Annotated in this window: 13 protein-coding genes; 2 read left to right on the top strand and 11 right to left on the bottom strand. The window is 65.6% G+C overall.

What is annotated here, in order from left to right:
* Window positions 1-9: 9 nt before the first annotated feature.
* The 8 genes from BSY16_RS16110 to BSY16_RS16075 are packed head-to-tail and all read right to left on the bottom strand — an operon-like array spanning window position 10 to window position 8173.
* Window positions 10-1023: a M14 family metallopeptidase gene (locus tag BSY16_RS16110; protein WP_069060604.1), complete on the bottom strand. Its 1014-nt coding sequence runs from the start codon at window positions 1021-1023 to the stop codon at window positions 10-12.
* A 10-nt stretch (window positions 1024-1033) separates the two neighbouring features.
* The gene (locus BSY16_RS16105; RefSeq protein ID WP_069060603.1) at window positions 1034-1378 is read right to left on the bottom strand and encodes a RidA family protein; all 345 of its coding nucleotides are present in this window, start codon (window positions 1376-1378) and stop codon (window positions 1034-1036) included.
* A gap of 36 nt (window positions 1379-1414) precedes the next feature.
* Window positions 1415-2728, bottom strand: a complete 1314-nt coding sequence (locus tag BSY16_RS16100) for an alanine racemase (protein ID WP_069060602.1) — start codon at window positions 2726-2728, stop codon at window positions 1415-1417.
* Window positions 2721-3677: an amidohydrolase family protein gene (locus BSY16_RS16095; protein WP_069060601.1), complete on the bottom strand. Its 957-nt coding sequence runs from the start codon at window positions 3675-3677 to the stop codon at window positions 2721-2723. The genes BSY16_RS16100 and BSY16_RS16095 overlap by 8 nt, the downstream gene beginning before the upstream one ends.
* Window positions 3674-4615, bottom strand: coding sequence for an ABC transporter permease (locus tag BSY16_RS16090; protein WP_069060600.1), 942 nt, complete (start codon window positions 4613-4615; stop codon window positions 3674-3676). Before BSY16_RS16090 ends, BSY16_RS16095 begins: the two co-directional genes overlap by 4 nt.
* A complete protein-coding gene (locus BSY16_RS16085) occupies window positions 4612-5577 on the bottom strand; it encodes an ABC transporter permease (protein ID WP_069060599.1) in 966 nt (321 codons plus the stop codon). The genes BSY16_RS16090 and BSY16_RS16085 overlap by 4 nt, the downstream gene beginning before the upstream one ends.
* Window positions 5574-7082 carry a sugar ABC transporter ATP-binding protein gene (locus tag BSY16_RS16080; RefSeq protein ID WP_069060598.1) on the bottom strand — a complete coding sequence of 503 codons (1509 nt, stop codon included), beginning with the start codon at window positions 7080-7082 and terminating at the stop codon, window positions 5574-5576. Before BSY16_RS16080 ends, BSY16_RS16085 begins: the two co-directional genes overlap by 4 nt.
* A 20-nt stretch (window positions 7083-7102) precedes the next feature.
* The gene (locus BSY16_RS16075) at window positions 7103-8173 is read right to left on the bottom strand and encodes an ABC transporter substrate-binding protein (RefSeq protein ID WP_069060597.1); all 1071 of its coding nucleotides are present in this window, start codon (window positions 8171-8173) and stop codon (window positions 7103-7105) included.
* A gap of 224 nt (window positions 8174-8397) precedes the next feature.
* Here BSY16_RS16075 and BSY16_RS16070 point away from each other — a divergent pair, with 224 nt between their 5' ends.
* Entirely contained in the window at window positions 8398-9183 is a 786-nt protein-coding gene (locus BSY16_RS16070) for an IclR family transcriptional regulator (protein ID WP_069060596.1), read from the top strand.
* 9 nt (window positions 9184-9192) lie between these two features.
* Here BSY16_RS16070 and BSY16_RS16065 read toward each other — a convergent pair whose 3' ends face one another.
* Window positions 9193-10407 carry a TIGR03862 family flavoprotein gene (locus BSY16_RS16065; RefSeq protein WP_069060595.1) on the bottom strand — a complete coding sequence of 405 codons (1215 nt, stop codon included), beginning with the start codon at window positions 10405-10407 and terminating at the stop codon, window positions 9193-9195.
* Window positions 10408-10506: 99 nt separating this feature from the next.
* Here BSY16_RS16065 and BSY16_RS16060 point away from each other — a divergent pair, with 99 nt between their 5' ends.
* Window positions 10507-10911 carry a (R)-mandelonitrile lyase gene (locus BSY16_RS16060; protein ID WP_069060594.1) on the top strand — a complete coding sequence of 135 codons (405 nt, stop codon included), beginning with the start codon at window positions 10507-10509 and terminating at the stop codon, window positions 10909-10911.
* 3 nt (window positions 10912-10914) lie between these two features.
* Here the strand turns inward: BSY16_RS16060 and BSY16_RS16055 are convergent, their stop codons facing one another.
* Together BSY16_RS16055 and BSY16_RS16050 are read right to left on the bottom strand one after the other, a co-directional pair.
* Entirely contained in the window at window positions 10915-11379 is a 465-nt protein-coding gene (locus BSY16_RS16055) for a hypothetical protein (RefSeq protein ID WP_069060593.1), read from the bottom strand.
* Window positions 11380-11443: 64 nt separating this feature from the next.
* Window positions 11444-13066 (bottom strand): ABC-F family ATP-binding cassette domain-containing protein, encoded by a 1623-nt coding sequence (locus BSY16_RS16050; protein ID WP_069060592.1) that lies wholly within the window; start codon window positions 13064-13066, stop codon window positions 11444-11446.
* Between the last annotated feature and the right edge of the window lie 13 nt (window positions 13067-13079).

The following is a 13079-nucleotide window of genomic DNA, read 5'->3' as shown; positions in this document are numbered from 1 at the left end:
TGATCATCCTCACCCGTCGATCGGCTCGGCGACCTGGATCAGGCAATCGCCGGCCTGGCTGTCGCAATGCAGGCGATGGGAGATGACGATGCCACCCTCGGCAAAGCGCAGCTCCTCCTCGGGCTGCTCCAGCCGTTCGAGGTCGTGATACCAGCCGGCACGATCGCCGGCCGCAACACGCGTTCCGAGTGCCGCGGCCGGCTCGAACCAGCCGCGTCGGCTGGCATAGATACCCTGGCTGTGCCGCGACAAAGAGAGTAGCTGCAGAGCCGGTGGCGCAGGCAGCGATGCGCCCGAAAGCACCGGAGCCTCGACGAGGCCGAGCGCCACGAGCAAACGATCGATCGCTCCGGCCGTGAACGCCATCGTCTCCGGCGTCACCGTTCCCCCACCGCCGAACTCGCCCGAAAGGCCGATCGCCCCGGCCCGGCCCGCCGCCCCCATCGAGGTCGGTGCCGCCGGCCCGTTGTCGGCGATGAAGGCATGCGCGGCGCCCATGGCCCGCATCAGCGAGACGGCGCGGGCGAAGCGCGCGGCATCCGCCTGCCGCTCGATCAGCGTACAGGGCAGATGCGCCATGGAGGTGCCGCCCGAATGCAGATCGAGCACCACGTCATGCAGGGGAAAAAGCGTGTGTTCGAGGAAATGCGCCATCCGCGCCGTCGGCGTACCCGTCGCATCGCCCGGAAAGGCGCGGTTGAGATTGCCGCCGTCGAACGGCGAGCAGCGCTTCGCCGCCATCACCGCCGGCAGGTTCGCCATCGGCAGGATGGTGACGGAGCCGCGAATCCTGTCGACGTCGAGCAGGCGCATCAGCCGCCCGAGCTGGAGTTCGCCTTCATATTCGTCGCCATGGTTGCCGGCCATCAGGAGCAGGCTCGGCCCCTCGCCGTTGCTGAGGCGCAGGATCGGGACACGGATCTGATAATAGGGCGAACGGTCGATCGAATAGGGGATGGCGAGATGGCCGGACTGCCGGCCTTCCAGCGTAAAATCGATCGGATTGACGAGGCCGCTGTGCATGATGCGCCTCTCAAAGCGCCGCGACGGCGGTCATTTCGACGCGCAGGTCCGGATCGGCAAGGCGCGCCTCGACACAGGCGCGGGCCGGCGGGTTTGCCGGGTCGATCCAGGCATCGTAGACGCCGTTCATGGCCTCGAAATCGACAATCGCCGGCAGGAAGACATTGACGGCGAGCAGTTTCGAGCGATCCGTGCCGGCCTCCTTCAGAAGGGTGTCGATCTTGCCGAGCACGTCGCGCGTCTGGTCCTCGATGGCGGCCTTGCGGTCTTCCGCGACCTGGCCGGCAATATAAACGAGCCCGCCGAAGCTGACGGCCTGGCTCATGCGCGAGCCCTTCTGATAGCGCTGGATCATGGCGTGTTTTCCTTTTTTTGCCTTGGGAGGAGACGTTCAGCCGAAGCTGGTGAGATAGGCGGTCACGACCGTGTGGTCCGGGTCGAGGCCGTAAAGGATGGCATGCCGGTCGAGGCAGGTGCAGGGATGCGAAATGCCGAACTCGACCACGTCGCCGATGGCCACATCGCTGCCGGCGGGCACGGTCACGAAGGCGTGCTGGTCGTTGAGGCGCAGCACGTCGGCACCGGTGAAATCGGCGCGGCGCGCGCTGTCTCGATAAAGTGCAAGCGGCCGGGGCAGGCCCTGGTCGATCGCGACGTCGCGAAGGCCCATGCCACAGATCGCGAGCCCCGGCTCGGGCCGCGACAGCACCTCAGCCCAGACGCGCAGCGCCGGCTTGAAGCCCTTTGATGCGGAGCGGACGTCACCGCCAAACTGGAAACCGCCGCGCGCATCGAGGCCCGCAAGGCCGCGTTCATAGACGCCGTGATCGTGGAAGAAGATCGCCCCGCTGCGCAGCACCAGGCGGCAATCGGGATCGGCCGAGACCGCAGCCGAAAGGCCGGCGACGACCCGGTCGAAAAATACCGAGCCGCCCGCTGTCAGGATGAGCGGCCGTTTCTTGCCGATTCTGGCGCGGACCGCGGGCAGGAAGGTCGCCGTCATGGCAACCAGCCCGTCGATCCGGCGCAGGGTTTCATCTGCGTCTGCTGTCGCGGCAGCGCCCTCGTAGGCGGCGATGCCGGTGAGGCGGAAACTCGGTGTCTCGGCCGCAAGGATGGTATCGACAATCGCACCCGCCGCGTCCGGATCGCGCACCCCGGCGCGGCCAATGCCCAACTCCACCATCAGGCCGAGCGGCGGCAGGTCATTGCGTTCGCGCCAAGCGGCACTAAGGGCCGTGGCAAGAGGGACGGAATCGACGAAGACATGCATCTCCGCCTCGGGATAGAAGGCAAGCAGGGCGGCCAGCCGGCGCGCGGCGGCGATGCCGCCGATCTCGTTGGCGAGGATCAGCCGACGCTGGCCGGCCTTCAGCATCACTGCGGCCTGTCGGATATCCGCAACCGTCGTGCCCCAGGCGCCGACCGCCAGCAGTGCGCCGGCAATCGCCGTAGACATGGGCGTTTTGGCATGCGGGGCGATCTCGACGCCATGATCCTTCACATAGGCCATCATCAGGTCGATATTACCGGCGAAGGCCTGTCGGTCGAGAGAGATCAGCGGCAGCGCCATCGTGCCGTCATAGGGTTTCCAGCCCTGCTTTCCGAGCGCATCGAGCGGCAAGGCTGCGTGTCCCGGCGGGAACCCGCGAATGCGGTCGTCGATCAGCGGATTGTCCGCGCCATTTGCGTGCAGGTCAGACATGGTTTTCTCCTTCGCCCAAGGCGGGATCGCTCATCCCGAGGCGGTAGGTATCGTTGGCGGTCGTGAAGAAAAGGGCGCGCTGCTCATCGATGGAGAGCGGAGCAGCAGCGGCGCGGAAGACCGCATAAACCTCATCGAAGGACGCGTGCAGGCCGGCGACGGGAAAATCGCTGGCAAACATCGACCGCTCCGGGCCGAAGCAGTCGAGGCAATGTTCGATCACCGGACCGAGGCTTCCGGGCGTCCAGTCATTGTCGTAGGCGACGAGGTCGGAAATCTTCAGGCGGACATTCGGTTGCCTGCCGAGCGCACGAAGGCCACTGCGCCACAGCGCCATGCCCCCCGCCGTACGATCGGCCGGACTTCCCCCATGGTTGAGCACGAAGAGCGTATCGGGAAAGGCGGTCACCAGGTCGAGCGCCTCGACCATCTGCCAGGGATAGAGCATGAGATCGAAGACCAGCCCGAGCCCGGAGGCATGCGCCAACCCGGTCCGCCAGACGGGATCGACCATGCGGTAGGCGCGCGCGGCAAAACTCTTCGCCGGCTCAGGATGCCAGCTCACGATGTCGCGGATGCCGACCACGTTGGGATTGTCCGCTTCCGCGTCGATGAGGCGCGCGGCATCAGGACTGTCGAGCGAAACGCGCGCAACGTAGCGCCTCGCCACGCCGGCGCTGCGGTCCAGACCATCCAGCCAACGGCTTTCCTCCAGCGGATGGGCATCCGACCAGCCAGCCTCGACATGTACGGTGGCGACCACATTCTGGTTTGCGGCATCGGCACGGTAGTCCGCGATGCCGTAGTCGCGCAGGAGCGGTGCGAGGCTGCCGAAAACCATCTCCTCGCCAGCCGTCCGGGCTTTTACCAGCCAGGGATGGCGTTTCAGCGACAAGTCCCAGAGATGATGGTGCGGGTCGATGACCGGCCCGTCATAGCGCGCCGTCATCGCCGCGCCTCGCGGCCGGAAACCAGGAGAAGCGACAGGATCAGCGTGCCGAACATGATGGAGCGCCAGCCGGGCGAGGCGTTGACCACCGTGATCAGCGCCGTGGTCGTCACGAGCAGGATGGCGCCCGGAATGGTGCCGGCATAGGTGCCGCGCCCGCCGAGGATGGAGGTGCCGCCGAGCACGACGGCAGCAATTGACGTCAGCAGGTAGGGATCGCCGATGCCGACATAACCCTGCCGGTTCATGCCGAGCACCAGAATGCCGGCGAGACCCGCGAAAAAGCCGGACAACGCATAGAGGATCAGCGTGTTGCGCGCCACACTGACGCCGGACAGGCGGGCGGCGAGCGGGTTTGCGCCGAGTGCCAGGAAGCGCGCGCCGATCGGCATGCGGTGGATGATGAGCAGCACGGCGGCCGAGACCACGAGCCAGAGCAGGATGCCGGCCGGAACCCCGAGCGGCCTTGCCTGCCCCAGCAGGAGCACGGCGGGATTGCTGACGGTGACCGCGCTGCCGCCGGCCACGACGACGAGCAGACCTTGCAGGAACGTCGCCATGGCGAGCGTCATGATGATCGGCGGCACGCGCAGATAGGCGGCGCCCGCCCCATTAAGGACGCCGATGCCGGTGGCAATCGTCAGCGCAAGTGCGATACCGACAAGACCGGTCGGATCCCAGGCGGGTGAAATCAGCGGCACGAGGATCGCCGTGACGGTGATGACCGCGCCGACCGAAAGGTCGATGCCGCCCATCAGGATGACCAGCGTCTGTCCGGCGGCGGCAATGCCGATGACCGCGGCGAGTTCCAGCAGGTAGCGCAGATGACCGTAGGCGCCGAAGCCGCGCAGCGTAAGGCCGGCAACCAGCCAGACGAGCGCCACCAGGACGAGGGTGAGCAGCGGCGGATTGCGCAACAGGGATTTTGCGGCCTTCATCGCCTGGCTCTCCACTGCTTGAGAAGTTCCGGCACCGCGACGGCACCGACGATGATGAGGCCCTGCGCGATGTATTGCGCGACCGGCGGGAAACCGAGGAAGAACATCACATTGATCATCACCGATAGCAGCAGGCTGCCGCAGATCGCCCCGCGCATCGTGCCCTTGCCGCCGAGGAAGCCGACGCCGCCGAGCACCGCCGCGGCAATGGAGTTGAGTGTGAAGGGTGCGCCGATGACCGGGTCGCCCGAGCCGGTCTGCGCGGCGACGAAGAGCCCCGCCAGCGCGGTAAGCAGGCCGGAAAGCGCGAAGGCGACGATCTTCACCCGCTCGACCGGCACACCGGAGCGGAAGGCGCCGATCGGGTTGTCACCCGCCGCATAGATGCCGAGGCCGAGCGGCGTCGCCAGAAACACCTTCCAGAGTGCCAGGATGAGGACGAGCAGCAGGAAGGCGACGGGCGTGTGGCCGGCAAGCATGGTGGAAAGCCAGCCGGGAATGAAGCCGCCAGGGCGGGGCAGGAGAAGCAGTGCCACGCCGGTGATGATGAAGGAGCCGGCCAGCGTGACGATGATCGCCGGCAGGCGCAGCTGCGCCACGATGACGCCGATGACGGCGCCGATGGCAAGGCCGGTGAAGGCGACGGCGAGAATGCCGCCCGGCACGCCGAACACGCCGCCCATGGTGGTTGCCGCGATCACCGCGCCGAGGCTGACAAGCGGGCCAATCGCCAGCGTGATGCCGCCATTCAGCATCAGCAGTGCCTGGGCCATCGTGACGAGCGCGAGCGGAAACCAGTTCTGCGTGAACTTGGAAAAGCCGCCGATCGAAAGAAGGCCCGGAAAGAGCACCGCATAAAGCACGAGAAACGCGGCGACGACGAAGTAGAGGCCGCCAAGGCCGCGATTGCGGCGACGCTGGATGGCGCCATAGAGCCCGAAGGAGGACGAAACAGCGCTCATGCGGCCGCTCCCTTTCTATCGACGCCCATGGCCGCGCCGACGATGGCCTCTTCGCTGATCGCATTACCGACAAGCGTCGCGGCGACATGGCCCTCGCGCAGCACGACGACACGGTCACAGAGATGTACGAGCTCCGGCGTGTCGGAGCTGGCGATGATGATGAGCCGCCCTTCGGCGGCGAAGGCACGCAGCATCAGGTAGATTTCACGCTTGGTCTCGATATCGACGCCGCGCGTCGGGTCGTTGAGCAGCAGCACGGAGGGATCGAGCGGCAGCCACTTGGCGAGCGCCACCTTCTGCTGGTTGCCGCCGGACAGCGCCTGGACCGGGCGAGCGACGTCGCCCTTGATGGTCAGCCGGCGTGCCAGGTCGGCGATAAGGCCGGTCTCCGCCGCCGAATCGCGAAACCCGTTGCGGGCGAGACGGCCGAGCGAGGGCAGGATGAGGTTGGAGGCAATGGAATGGGGCAGAACCAGCCCCTCGTGCTTGCGGTCGGCCGGCACATAGACGAGGCCGGCGGCGTTCGCCGCGCCGACATCCGCCGGCAGCGCGGGCACGCCCGAAACCTCCGCCCTGGTGGCCCTCGCCGGGATCGCCCCGTAGAGGCCCAGCAACAGATCTTCCTGCCCCTGCCCGACAAGCCCACCGATTCCGACGATTTCGCCGGCACGGGCGGAGAAGGTGATATCGCGCACGAGGCCCGCGGAAAGTCCATCGACGTCGATGCGCAGTGCGCCGGGCGTGCATGCCGGGCGCGGCGGGAAGAGATCACCCGTCTCGCGGCCGACCATCAGGCGCACCAGCCCTTCGCCGTCGATACCCGACAGCGACTGGTCCGCCGTGACGCCGCCGTCCTTCAGCACGGTGACATGCGCGCAGAGCGCCTGCACCTCGTTGAGGCGGTGGGAAATGTAGAGAAGTGCGGTGCCGCGCTCCCGCAGCCTCTCAATGACGCCGGCCAGAATGCCGGCCTCATGGGCGGAAAGCGAGGAGGTTGGCTCGTCGAGGATGAGCACACGCGGCTTGCGGAACAGCGCCTTGGCGATCTCCACCATCTGGCGACGGCCAAGGGCGAGATCGGCAACCGGCATGTCGAGCGGCTCGGTCAGCCCCACCATGGCGCAAACCTCACGCACGCCGCGATGCAGCGCCGCATAGTCGATCAGGCCAAAGCGGCGCGGGAAGGCGCCAAGCCCGATGTTCTCGGCGATCGACAGGTCGGCGGTGAGGCTGAGTTCCTGCTGCACCACGGCAATGCCAGCCGCACGGGCGGCCGCCGGGCTGAAACGCCCGGCCGGCCGACCGTCGACGGCAATCGTGCCGCTGTCCGGCTGGAGGGCACCGGAGAGAAGATTGATCAGCGTGGATTTTCCAGCTCCGTTCTCCCCCAGCAGGGCGTGCACCCTGCCGGGATGAAGGGCGATGTCGACGCCCTTCAGAACGGGATTGCCGAAGAATCCCATGAACACCTGCCGGGCTTCCAGCAGGGGTTTTGCATCCGTCATGACGGCATCCTTCACGCGGACTACTGGGCGAGCAGCTTGTCGAACAGCGCCTTGTCGTAATCCGAGTAGATGTAGCCGTCGGCCGGGAACTGGTCGGCGCGAGCGAGATAGCTGTCGATCGTGCTGTCATCGATGACCGGCAGCGGCACCTTGATGAAGGCCGGTACATCCTTGCCTTCCAGCGCCTGCACGGCCGTATAGACCGAGAATGCGCCAAGCCAGTTCGGCTGCATGGTCGCCCAGCCCTTCAGGCCCTTTTCCTTCCACAGTTCCAGGAACTGGCGGGCATTCTCGCCGGTAATGGGAACCTGCTCGCGGCCCTGGCGGTCGAAGGCCATGACGGAGCCGGCAGAGATCGCTCCGCCGAGCGACAGCACGCCATCGATTTCCGGATTGGCGAAGAGCAGGCTGGTCATGGCTTCCTGCGCGGGGGCGGCGTTGTATTCGGTGTTCGTCTCGGTGATGATTTCGAGACCCGGATTGGCTTCGAGCACCGGCTGGGCGCCCTTGCGGCGGTCGTCGCTGACAGAAATGCCGGCCGGGCCGTTCATCACGATGATCTTGCCCTTGCCGCCGAGCTGGTCGGAGAGCCACTTGGCAGCACCCGCACCCCATTCGGCGGAATCCGTATTGATCTTTGCCGTTACCTTGTCGGTGTTGACGAGGCTGTCGAAGTTCACGACGGCGATGCCCTTGTCGCAGGCATCCGAAATCACACGGTCAAGCGCGTTGGACGAGCCGGCGATGACGACGATGGCGTCAACATTGGCGTCGATCATCGACTGGATGTGCTGGATCTGCGTCTGCGCATTGCCCTGCGCGTCGGTGATCATCAGGTCCTTGACCAGGCCGGCCTTCTTCAGTTCCTCCACTTCGGCGGCAATCGTGCCTTCTGTCTGCTTCATCCAGGTCGGCACGGAATAGATGTTTGCCCAGCCGACCGTATAGGGCGCCTTGCGGTCGCCCTTGATGCAATTGGCGGCGGCCGATGCCGTGCCGGCCGACAGGACGAGAAGGGCCGCGGCAGCGGCGGCACCTGCGAGAAGGCGGCTGCGCAGCGCGGTGGACGGGCGGTTTTCAAAATTCTTCATGGCGTTCCCCTTTTTGTTCGGCGAGCGGTTACGGGCTTGCCATCCGCTTTCGTCCAATATAATGTACACATGATCTAAATACTGGACGGCGCGATCTTATGCTGATTTTTTCTGCCCGCAAGAGGGGTGGCGAAATTTCGTGCGACGCGGCGGGAGCGTGCGGATTGACAGATGTCGCGGCCGGCGAGAGAAGCTTGGTCGACGAAAGCCAGGGACCGACGAGAATGGATGCACTTTCCGACGATGCAGGGGGAAAACGTGCCCGTGGGCTCGACCGCGCCTTCGAGATCCTCGATTTCCTGCGCCAGAAGCGCCAGGCGCTGAAACCCAACGAGATCGCCGCGCAAATCGGCGCACCGCGCTCATCCGTCTATGAGCTGGTGAACCTGTTGCTGCGCAACGGCATTCTGGAATTCACCGGCGGCGAGGGCCGCGTCTATCTCGGCCGAAAGCTCTATTTCCTTGGCGCAGCTTACGAAAACCATTTCGACTTCACCCGCGAATGCGAGGCAGCGCTGGAACGGCTGGCCGACGAGACGCGCGAGACCGCGCAGTTCTGCATGCTGGACGGCAACAAATACACGGTCGTGCGTATGCGCGAAGGCGCGCGCCCCTTCCGCATCTCCACGGATGTCGGCCAGTCGGTGCCGATCCCGTGGACGGCGTCCGGCCGGCTGCTCGTGGCACATATGAGTAACGAGGACATCCTGACCTTCATTCCGCCGCAGGATTTCTGCCTGCCGAGCGGCGAATGGCTCGACCCGCAGGCCTTCCTCGCCGAGGTGCGCCAGGCCGAACGGGACGGGCTTTTTACTTTCAACAGCATCGTCGACAGCTTTACCCATTGCTTCGCCGTGCCGGTCACCGACGAAGAGGGCCATGTGGCGGCAACGCTCTGCCTCGTCGCCCCGCGCGATGACGGGCTTGCCAATCGCGAGCGCTATCTCGATTGCCTGAAGGAAGCGGCCCGCGGCCTCAGCCATGCCCCGGCGCGGCCGAAGCGGAGCTGAATTCCGGTGTCATGTCGCCTGGTTGCATAGCCAGCGATCCATACCGGCCGCCGCCGCCCGTCCGGTGGCAAAACACGCGGTCAGAAGATACCCACCGGTCGGTGCTTCCCAGTCGAGCATTTCACCGGCGGCAAAGACACCCGGCATGGCTTTCACCATATAGGCCTCGTCGATGGCGTCGAAACGAATGCCGCCGGCCGACGAAATCGCCTCGGCAATCGGCCGCGGCCGAACAAGGCTGAGCGGCAACGCCTTGATCGCCGCAGCCAGCGCCGTGGGAGCAAGCTTTGCAGCATCGGCAAGGCATTCGCGCAGCAGCGCCGCCTTCACGCCGTCAAGCCCCGCGGCCTTGCGCAGGCGCGTGGAAAAACTCGCCTTGCTCCCCTGCTTCGCTAGATCCGCAGCAAGCCGTTCAGCCGATCGTCCCGGCGCCAGATCAAGCATCAGCCTTGCCGCGCCCGCCTCCTCGAGAGCATCGCGAAGTTCAGCGGCATGGGCATAGACGAGGCTGCCTTCGACGCCGGTCCCGGCGATAACGAATTCCCCGGGAATTGTGCCGGCCGCCGACGTTGCGGTGACACCCTTGACCGGCGCGCCGGCGAACCTTTCCACGAAGACCGCCGACCAATCCACGTCGAAGCCACAGTTGGCGGGACGGAAGGGTGCGATATCGACGCCTCTCTCTGCAAGCCCGTCGACCCACGCGGCATCCGAGCCAAGCCGTGGCCAGCTCGCCCCGCCAAGCGCGAGCAGGACGGCATCGAATTCCATCACGCTCTCACCTTCCGGCGTTTCGACCAGCAGACCGCCCGGTGCAAACCCTTTCCAGCGGTGGCGCACGCGAATTTCGACACCCTGCTTTTCCAGGCGCGCCCGCCAGGCGCGCAACAAGGGCGAGGCCTTCATCACCCTGGGAAACACCCGGCCGGACGTGCCGACGAAGGTTTCCGTGCCGAGCGCCAGCGCCCAGGCCCGCAGGTCTTCCGGTGTGAAGGCATCGAGCGCCGGGCGCAGCCGGTCATTCGCCGCACCGAAACGGCCGGCGAAACGCGCATAGGGCTCCGAATGGGTGATGTTGAGGCCCGATTTTCCGGCCAGCAGGAATTTTCGCCCGATGGTCGGCATCGCCTCCAGCACCGTCACCGCACGGCCGCGTGCAGACAGCACCTCCGCCGCCATCAGCCCGGCCGGCCCGCCGCCGACGATCCCGATCCGCTTGCTCATGCTGCTCCACCTTGAAAATCCTGGCCACCCTCATAAGTCGTCTCCGGTGGCTCCGCCAGTGATCGGGTGTAAGGTCGCGCAAACGAATCGGAGACGGTCATGGACATCAAGCGCAACGGCACCAATCCTTCGACGCCCGGCCCGGCGGATTATTTCACCGGCAATGTCCGCCTCGACACGCCGTTCAAGGCCGAGGCGCCCGGCCGCGCCGGCGGCGCGATCGTCACCTTCGAGCCCGGAGCGCGCACCGCCTGGCACACCCATCCGCTCGGCCAGCTCATCATCGTCACCGCCGGCCTCGGCTGGGCGCAGCATGAGGGCGGGCCGATCGAGGAAATCCGCCCCGGCGACGTCGTGTGGTTTCCGCCCGGAGAAAAACACTGGCACGGCGCCACCGACCGCACCGCGATGACCCATGTCGCCATCGCCGAATCGCAGGATGGTTCGCCGGTGACCTGGCTGGAAAAGGTGACGGACGAGCAATATCGCGGCGGAAAAGCCTGACGATCAACCGGCCGACGAATCGTATTTGCGCGTGAAAGGCACGCCGTTGAACGTGTGCGTGCAGCAGGCGCAGCCCGGCTCCATATGCTCGACACGCAGGTCCGGATCGACCAGCCGCAGCCGGTTGTCCCCATCGACGAAGAGACCGCTGTAATAGGCGTTTTCGCCGATCAACACGAACGCGCTTTTATCCGCATCCGATCGGGCGACCATCCAGAAGATCGGCTCGGGCCTGTCGAGCCGCGCCACCGCTTCGGCATGGACGGCATCCCAATCGTCACCAAGGTGCGACAGCAGGAATTTGAAGAGCGGCGTATAATCGAGCCCGCGGCGCTGCTTGCCGGGCATGGCGCCGACATGCACCCGGTCTTCTCGGCGCCGCGACCAGCGATAGTCGCCGCCGGAATTATGAAAGACACCCCGGGTGCGCGTGTTGACGCTTCGATAAAGCGGTTTCTTTCGCCGCATGTGCGCTCCAGCCGTGCGATCACGCCCACGTCATAGCGTGAAACGCCGACCAGAGACAGCCGCCTCAGTTGGGCACGCCAGGCGCCTCATGGCCGGTCTGGGCAACATATTCGGTATAGCCGCCGGGATATTGGTGCACGTCGTCGCCGTTGAGCTCAAGCACCCGGTTCGACAGGGCACCGAGGAAATGCCGGTCGTGCGACACGAAAAGCATGGTGCCCTCATATTCCGACAAGGCCTTGATCAGCATTTCCTTGGTATCGAGGTCGAGATGGTTCGTCGGCTCGTCGAGGATCAAAAAGTTCGGCGGATCGAACAGCATCGCCGCCATCACGAGGCGGGCCTTCTCGCCGCCGGAAAGCACCCGGCACCGCTTCTCGACGTCATCGCCGGAAAAGCCGAAGCAGCCGGCCAGTGTGCGCAGCGGCCCTTGGCCTGCGCGCGGAAACTCCGCCTCCAGCCATTCGAACACCGTCAGTTCGCCGTCCAACAGATCCATCGCATGCTGTGCAAAATAGCCAACCTTGACGCTTGCCCCAACCGTCACGCTGCCCTCGTCCGGGGTCGCTGCGCCCGCAATGAGCTTCAGCAGCGTCGACTTGCCGGCGCCATTGATGCCCATCACGCACCAGCGCTCCTTGCGGCGGATCAGGAAGCTGAAATCCTGGTAAATCGACCGGCTGCCATAGGCCTTGTTGACGTTCTTGAGATTGACGACGTCTTCGCCGGAGCGCGGCGCCGGCTGGAACTCGAACATGACAGTCTGGCGCCGGCGCGGCGGCTCGACGCGCTCGATCTTGTCGAGCTTCTTCACCCGGCTCTGCACCTGCGCGGCATGGGAGGCGCGCGCCTTGAAGCGCTCGATGAACTTGATTTCCTTGGCCAGCATCGCCTGCTGGCGCTCGAACTGCGCCTGCTGCTGCTTCTCGTTCTGCGCCCGCTGCCCCTCGTAGAAACCGTAGTCGCCGGAATAGGTGGTGAGCGAGCCGGCGTCGATCTCGATGATTTTTGTCACGATGCGGTTCATGAACTCGCGGTCGTGCGAAGTCATCAGCAGCGCGCCGTCATAGCCCTTCAAAAACTGCTCCAGCCAGATCAGGCTTTCGAGGTCGAGATGGTTGCTCGGCTCGTCGAGCAGCATGACGTCCGGGCGCATCAGGAGGATGCGGGCGAGCGCCACGCGCATCTTCCAGCCGCCCGAAAGCTTGCCGACATCGCCATCCATCATTTCCTGGCTGAAGCTCAGGCCTGCCAGCACCTCGCGCGCCCGGCTCTCGAGCCCGTAGCCGTCGAGCTCCTCGTAGCGCGCCTGCACCTCGCCATACCGCTCGATGATCGCGTCCATCTCGTCGAGCCGTTCCGGATCGACCATCGCCGCCTCGAGGTCGCGCAACTCGGCGGCCACCGTGCTCACCGGCCCCACGCCGTCCATCACCTCGGTGACGGCGCTGCGCCCCGCCATCTCGCCGACATCCTGGCTGAAATAGCCGACCGAGACATTCTTCTCGACCGAAACCTGCCCCTCGTCCGGCGCCTCCTGCCCGGTGATCATGCGGAAGAGCGTCGTCTTGCCGGCGCCGTTCGGCCCGACAAGCCCGATCTTCTCGCCGCGGTTCAACGCGGCCGACGCCTCGATGAAGAGGATGCGGTGGCTGTTGGACTTGCTGATATTCTCGATGCGGATCATGAAAAACAGGCCT

Origin of the sequence: Sinorhizobium sp. RAC02 (assembly GCF_001713395.1) — a bacterium.
GTDB lineage: Bacteria > Pseudomonadota > Alphaproteobacteria > Rhizobiales > Rhizobiaceae > Shinella.
Note: the sequence above shows the minus strand (reverse complement) of the source record. Positions and strands in the feature narration are given on the sequence as shown.